We start from the raw sequence: 7,256 nt of genomic DNA on the forward strand, positions 1-7,256 counted from the left end.
TTGTGCTGTAATCTTTTTTTGTCGCCGCTCCCAAGGCGCCCGCCGGACCCCACAGACAACATGCGGGCGGTGTCGCCCGCGTCTAAGTGTTGGGGGTGGTTGCTTATTTCGAACATAACCAACCACACACCCCCTTTTTACCCGCGGGTTTTTTTTAACTCAACAACCACCCCCCCGACCCCGTCTTTGCAGAAACTGGAGGCTGAATGTCGTCACTGATGGACCGTCTGATCCTCGAGATCGCCGAGATGCAGGCATCCGGGACGCTCAGGAAGGAGCAGAGCCTCCTGGGTCCCCAGGGGCCGGTGGTCGAAGTGAAGGGCCGAGGCGAGGTCATCATGCTGACCTCGAACAACTATCTCGGCCTGGCCAACCATCCGGAGATCGTTGCGGCCGCGGAACACGCCGAGAGCGAATGGGGCTACGGGCTCGCGTCGGTCCGATTCATCTGCGGGACCCAGGAGATCCACAAGGAGCTCGAGGCGAAAATCGCGAGCTTCCTGGGCACGGATGCGACGATCCTCTACGGTTCCTGCTGGAACGCCAACGAGGGTCTCTTCCAGACGATCCTCGGTGAGGAAGACGCCGTCTTTTCCGATGAGCTGAACCATGCGTCGATCATCGACGGCATCCGGCTGGCGAAATGCCGGAAGCTTCGATACCGCAACCGGGACACTGATGATCTGCGGCGCCTGCTCGAAGAGAACAGGGACGCTCGGAGCAAGCTCATCGTGACCGACGGAGTGTTCTCGATGGAGGGCTCGCTCGCGCCGCTTCCGGAGCTGGTCTCGCTCGCCCGAGAGTTCGATGGCTTCCTCGTCGTCGACGACTCGCACGGTACCGGCGTGCTCGGCCGAACTGGACGGGGAACGGCCGAGGAGCTCGGTGTCTTCGGAGACATTCACGCCTACACCTCGACGCTCGGCAAGGCGCTCGGAGGCTCGCATGGAGGCTTCACCACGGGGCCGGGCGATCTCGTCGAGTTCCTCCGGCAGCGATCGCGGCCCTACCTCTTCTCGAACACCTTACCGCCGGCGGTCGTCGTCGCGTCGATCCGTGCGATCGAGCTTCTCGAAAAGGACGACACATTGATCCGAAAGCTGGCGAGCAACACCCGCCACTTTCGCACGAAGGTCAAAGAGCTCGGCCTGGAAGTGCGACCGGGCAATCATCCGATCGTGCCGATCATCATCGGCGACACGGCCAAAGCGATCGCGATGTCACGACGGCTCCTCGACCAGGGTGTCTACGTTTCCGGATTCGGCTTCCCCGTGGTGCCGCAGGGACAGGCGAGGTTGCGCTGTCAGATCAGCGCCGCCCACGAGATCGAACACCTCGATCGCGCCGTCACGGCGATCTCCGACGTCGCCGCCGAGTTCGGCATCGGAAGTCGGTAGCCGGTAGCCGGTTGCCGGTGCCGGTGGCCGGTAGCCGGTGGCCGGTGGCCGGTTGCCGGTTGTCAGTTGCGGCTGTCAGGATCACAATCGTGAACATGGTGAAGAGTTACGAGGATCTGGTGGTGTGGCAGCGAGCGGTAGATCTGATCCCGAAGGTCTACGAGTTGGTGAACAGGTTTCCGAGACATGAGACGTACGCTCTCTCGGATCAGGTTCGGAGATCGGCAGTTTCGGTTCCCGCCAATACCGCGGAAGGACAGGCAGGCAGCATCCGAAGGAGTTTCTTCAGCATCTGTCAATCGCGAGAGGGAGTCTGGCCGAACTCCATACCCTGCTGATCGTGGCCCATCGGCTCGGATATGTGGAAGAGAGCAGACTGAACGATATCGAGCAGTCACTAGCTTTGATCCGTCGTCCCTTGGCTGGGCTGATCTCTTAGGTCCGGAAAGCGTGACATCACCGGCCACCGGCCACCGGTCACCGGCAATCGGCCACTGGTCACCGGCCACTGGCCACTATGAAATGGGAGGGCTCGTCCGTCCCGTTGGGAAGAACAGAGCCCGGTTCCGGGCAAGACAAATCATCAAAAGGAGAGAGCTTGATGGGTCGATCGATGAAATCACTCGCAGTCGTCGTCCTGGCATTGCTGCCGGCGATCGCTGTATTCGGGGATTTCTTCCCCTATGAAGTCCACAAGAAGACTCTGAGCAATGGCCTCGACGTCATCGTGATCCCGACGCCGGAGTTCAGAGACGTCGTCAACTGGAACACCCTGATCCTGGCTGGATCCCGGAATGAGGTCGAGAAGGGCCGCAGCGGTCTTGCGCACCTCTTCGAGCACATCGCGTTCCGCCACAAGTTCGAGGATACCCCGAACTCGTACGACACGCGAATCGATGCGATCGGCGCCTTTGACAACGCCTGGACATGGTTCGACGTCACCTACTACCACCCCGTCACCTTCGCTTCGAATCTGGAGGAGCTCGCCGAGGTGCAGGCGGAGAGGTTCGTGGAGCTCGATTTCACGGAGAGGATCTATCGCACCGAGGCGGGAGCGGTGCTCGGAGAGTACAGGCGGAACGCGTCGAATCCGGGGCTGCGGATGAGCGAAGTGATGTCGGACCTGATGTACGGACCGTCTCATGGCTACGGGCACACGACGATGGGCTATCTGGCAGACGTGCAGGACATGCCGAATTCCTATCAGTCGGGAAGAGAGTTTTACGAGACCTACTACCGGCCGAACAACGCGGTCGTGATCGTGTCGGGCGACGTCGATCCCGAGGAGGTATTCGCGCTGGCTCAGGAAACCTACGGGAGCTGGCAGCCTCGCGAGGTCCCGGATCTTCCGGCGGCAGAGCCGATCGACGGTCCGTTGAGGGGCCATGTCGCCTGGGACTCGGACGTCCCGCCGCGGATGAATCTCGCCTATATGGTCCCGCCGTTCGACCCGGGGTCGACCGAGGGGGCCGTCATGATGATGCTTTCCGAGCTCCTGTCGGGTGAGACCGCACCGCTGTTCCAGAAGCTCCGGTACGAGGAGAAGGTCGCAACCGGCTTCTTCGCGGGAGGACAGTCCGCGGAGGGTTTCGACTCGCGGCCTTTCGAAGCGAGTGTGAGGTTCGACAAGGCGAAGTTCGACGAGGAGGGAGCCCCTCTGCTCGAGCGGACCGAGAAGATGATCATCGGGGGATTCGAGGATCTGAAGACTTTCTCGCAACGCCCGGGCGCGGCGGAGACGCTGAATCGCCTCAAGTCGAAGCTTCGCTATGACATGCTGTCGCAGCTCGACTCCGCACACGACATCGCTCAGGCATTCGCCATGTACTACCGGTTCGGGCGGGATCCCGACGTCATGGATCAGATGATGGAAGCGATCGAGAGACTGACGCCGGCCGACATCGACGCGTTCGCGAGAGAGCATTTCGTACCGTCCAACCGAGTCGTGGTCACGATGGCACATCGTGACGCGATGCCGGATACCATCCAGGCGAGCCGGTGAGGAGAAACCCGATGATGAAACGACTGTTGTCTCTGTTGACCGTACTCGGGCTTACCGCCTGCGCAACCTCGACGGCGGTGCAGACTCCGGATCCCGTAGCCCCCGGCGCTTCCGCCCGCGCGGCGACCGAGCCCGCTCTGGTCACGATCGACTCCCCCTCGCCGATGATCTCGATCCGGTTGATGGTGAAGGCCGGATCGACCGCCGATCCTCGGGGGAAAGAGGGTCTGGCCAATCTCGTCGCCGACGCGCTGATCGATGGTGGATTCGGGACGGCCGCGAACCCGACGACCAAGGAGGAGCTTGCGCTGATCACCCAGCCGTGGGGTGAAAATGCAAAACCTTCCAACATGGTCTCGGCCGAAACGACGACCTTCTACATGACGGTTCCCCGTGAGGTTCTCGACACATACATCAACCAGATCATGCGGCCGATGTTCACGACTCCGCTCTTTCTGGAGGAGGAGATCGATCGGCTGAAGGACGAAGCAAAGGCGAACTTCTCTTCCGCGCGGTTCGAGAATCTCGAGAATCTCGGCCTTGCCGTTCTCGATCAGTACGTCAACGAGGGGACCGGCTATGATCATGCCGTCTTCGGGAGCGAGCGCGGGATCAACTCGATCACTCGCGCCGACGTGGTCCGCTTCTACGAAGCGTTCTACCGCCCCGGCAACATGATCGTCGGCATTTCGTCGGACGATCCGTCGATCACCGCTCCGGTGATGAGTGTGGTCGACTCGATCAACCAGGGTGTCTCGGGACCGATGCCCTCGATCAACATCGGCGAGCCGAGGATGCCGAACGGAAGACACGCGCTCGTCATCGAGGAGCCGAACGCGCCGGCTGCGGGCATTCACATCGGCTTTCCGCTCGATATCACCCGCGAGGACGCCGACTTCTGGCCGCTCTACGTCGCGCAGACCTGGTTCGGAACGCATCGGGACTCGACCGGACGCCTTTACCAGCAGATCCGGCAGGCGCGTGGATACAACTACGGCAACTATGCCTACATCGAGCACTGGTCCGGCAAGCCGTTCAGCCTCTTCCAGATATTCAATCAGCCGCGAAACGAACAGTACTTCTCCATCTGGATCCGTCCGGTGCAGCACGATTACGCCTACCACATCGCCAAGGCGGCGACATACGAGCTCGAGCGGCTCATCGAGCAGGGGCTGACCGACGAGGAGGTCGCGCAGGCAAAGAAGAAGGCAAAAGTCCTCTACGTGAATCTCGCGGAGACCGTGGACCGGCTTCTCGGAGCTCGTGTGGATGACGAGTTCTACGGGATGCAGCCCGGATTTCTCGAGGGCTATCTCAATCGTCTCGATCGCGTCACGACGGCGGAGGTGAACCGGGCGATTCGAACACATCTTCAGAGCCGGAACATGAAGTACGTTTTCATCACCGATTCCGCGCACGTCGACGAGCTCGTCTCACAGATCGAAGGCAACCGTGAAGCCTATGGGAAGAACCTCGCCGGATATCAGATCGAGAGCCGCACGCTCGAAGACGGAACCGTCGTTTACGAAGTGCCCGAGTCGAAGCTCCCGATGCTGCGGGAAGACGCGCTCTGGGCGACGACTCCACTCGACATCGATACGGTGCGAAAGGTCAGCGTCGAATCGATCTTCAAGGGAAGCCAGCTCGTCACCCCATGAAGCTCGACGGCGGTTGCCGGCGACCGTGATCCGGTCGCCGGTAACTTCCGCTGGTTCCAATGAAGCGGGCACGAATGAGAGTCGCGAGCCTGCGCTGATGAAACATGATCCACTCATACTCGTCTCGGTTGTCTTCCGGCAACGGGGAACTGGCAACTGTCAACTCTCCTTCCGTTAGACTCGCGCGATGAGGAAAACCTTCAGAGTCGGCGATGTCGACGTTCCCCCTTTCCTGTACGGGACCGCCTGGAAGGAAGACGATACGACGCGATGCGTCCTCGATGCGCTCGAGGCCGGATTCCGCGGAATCGATACGGCGAACCAGCGGAAGCACTATCACGAGGCGGGCGTCGGCGAAGTTCTGCAGCAGGTGATGAGCCGGGAAAAGATCGCGCGCAAAGATCTCTTCATCCAGACCAAATTCACCCACGTTTCCGGGCAGGATCATCGGCTGCCGTACGATCCATCGGCGGATCCGGAGACCCAGGTCCGTCAGTCGTGCACGAGCTCGCTCCAGCACCTCGGTGTCGATCGGCTCGACAGCTATCTGATTCACGGTCCCGAGTCTCGGAGCGGGCTGAGCGAGCATGACCGGGAAATCTGGCGGACGATGGAACAGCTTCATCAGGAAGGTGCCATCGGCCTGCTCGGCATCAGCAACGTGACCGCCGGCCAGATCGAAGAGCTCTGCGACATCGCTTCGGTGCCGCCGGCGTTCGTACAGAATCGCTGCTACGCGCAGCTCGGCTGGGACCGAAACGTCCGGCGGGTCTGCAGCGACAGAGGCGTCCTCTATCAGGGTTTCTCACTGCTGACCGCGAATGTCCGGGAGATGCGAACCCCGCTTTTCCAGCAGATCGCGCGAGGTCACGGAAAGACGGAGGCGCAGATCGTATTCCGGTTCGCACACCAGCTCGGAATGATCTGTCTGACCGGAACCACCGACCCGGCGCACATGCGGGAGGACCTCGACATCTTCGACTTCGAGCTCTTCGCTGACGAGATGGAGACGATCGAGCGCGTCGGCGAGCCCTGAGACCGGATCAGACGTCGAGCCGGCGCAGGTCTTCCCGGTCGAGCTCGATCGAGGCGGCCCGGACGTTCTCCTTCAGGTGCTTGACGCGGGACGTACCGGGAATCGGGAGCATGATCGGCGACGATGCGAGGAGCCACGCGAGCGCGATCTGCATCGGTGTCGCGTCGTGTTTTTTCGCGACGTCGTCGAGACCATCCGACTCGAGCTTGCCGGCGCCGAGCGGATTCCACGGAATGAACCCGATCTGTTTCTCTTCGCAATAGTCGATTACCTCGTCCCACTGCCGTTCCTTCAGGTGATACTTGTTCTGCACGGTCACCACAGGGAAGTGCTTTTCCGCTCGCCTGATCTCGTCGACGCTCACCTCGGAGAGCCCGATGTGGCGGATTTTCCCTTCGTCGCGGAGCGCAACGAGCGTCTCGAACTGATCCTTTTCGGGAACCTTCGGGTCGATGCGGTGGAGCTGGTAGAGATCGATCCTGTCGAGCTTCAGCCTTCGGAGGCTCCCCTCGCAGGTCTTCCGGAGGTGTTCCGGGCGTCCGTCGGGCTCCCACTGTCCCGGCCCCGGGCGAACGAGTCCCCCCTTGGTGGCGATCACCAAATCGTCCGGGTAGGGGTGAAGCGCCTTCGCGATCGTCTCCTCGTTGACGTGAGGGCCGTAGGCGTCCGCGGTGTCGATGAAGTCGATCCCGAGATCGATCGCGCGCCTGAGGACTTTCTCCGCTTCGTTCGGATCCGATGGTGGTCCCCAGATCCCTTCGCCGGTGAGTCTCATCGCTCCGAATCCGAGCCGGTGAATCTCGAGATCATCTCCGATCGTGAATGTGCCGCTCGCTTCTACGCTCAGATCTTTTTCCATCGGTTCAAGCATATGGGGCTGAAGGTGAAGAGTGAAGTAGTTGAAGAGTGAAGAGTGAAGAGGGAAGAGGGAAGAGGGAAGAGGGAAGAGGGAGAAACGCCTTCGTCGCTGCTCCCGGATGACGAGGCATACGATTCTGCGAGATCGAACACTCGTCATCCTGAACCGCCGAAGGACGGCGAAGGATCTTCTATGAGTAGGCCATGTCAAGCCCCCCGGGTTTTGTCTTTGTTTTTTTGTCAGCTCAACGAGCCGTCTCGGCTTCTTCTATACGCACTCGAGGTGCAGAGGGAGATCCTGAATG

General features: G+C 60.9%; 5 protein-coding genes and 1 pseudogene. 5 read left to right on the forward strand and 1 reads right to left on the reverse strand.

Going from position 1 to position 7,256, the window contains the following annotated elements; all coding sequences use genetic code 11:
• The first annotated feature begins 206 nt into the window (after positions 1-206).
• The 5 genes and pseudogenes from KY459_16580 to KY459_16600 all read left to right on the forward strand — a co-directional run bounded on the left by KY459_16580 (position 207) and on the right by KY459_16600 (position 6,093).
• On the forward strand, positions 207-1,397 hold the full coding sequence (locus tag KY459_16580) for a glycine C-acetyltransferase (protein MBW3566324.1): 1,191 nt from the start codon (positions 207-209) through the stop codon (positions 1,395-1,397).
• 95 nt (positions 1,398-1,492) lie between these two features.
• Positions 1,493-1,836 (forward strand): annotated as a pseudogene (locus KY459_16585) (four helix bundle protein).
• A 162-nt stretch (positions 1,837-1,998) separates the two neighbouring features.
• Complete coding sequence (locus tag KY459_16590) at positions 1,999-3,399, forward strand: insulinase family protein (GenBank protein MBW3566325.1); 1,401 nt, start codon at positions 1,999-2,001, stop codon at positions 3,397-3,399.
• Positions 3,400-3,413: 14 nt separating this feature from the next.
• Positions 3,414-5,057, forward strand: coding sequence for an insulinase family protein (locus KY459_16595; GenBank protein MBW3566326.1), 1,644 nt, complete (start codon positions 3,414-3,416; stop codon positions 5,055-5,057).
• Positions 5,058-5,244: 187 nt separating this feature from the next.
• Entirely contained in the window at positions 5,245-6,093 is an 849-nt protein-coding gene (locus KY459_16600) for an aldo/keto reductase (protein MBW3566327.1), read from the forward strand.
• Positions 6,094-6,100: 7 nt separating this feature from the next.
• Here KY459_16600 and KY459_16605 read toward each other — a convergent pair whose 3' ends face one another.
• Positions 6,101-6,952, reverse strand: a complete 852-nt coding sequence (locus KY459_16605) for an aldo/keto reductase (protein MBW3566328.1) — start codon at positions 6,950-6,952, stop codon at positions 6,101-6,103.
• Positions 6,953-7,256: the final 304 nt, after the last annotated feature.

This window comes from Acidobacteriota bacterium, assembly GCA_019347945.1.
Classification (GTDB): Bacteria; Acidobacteriota; Thermoanaerobaculia; order Gp7-AA8; family JAHWKK01; genus JAHWKK01.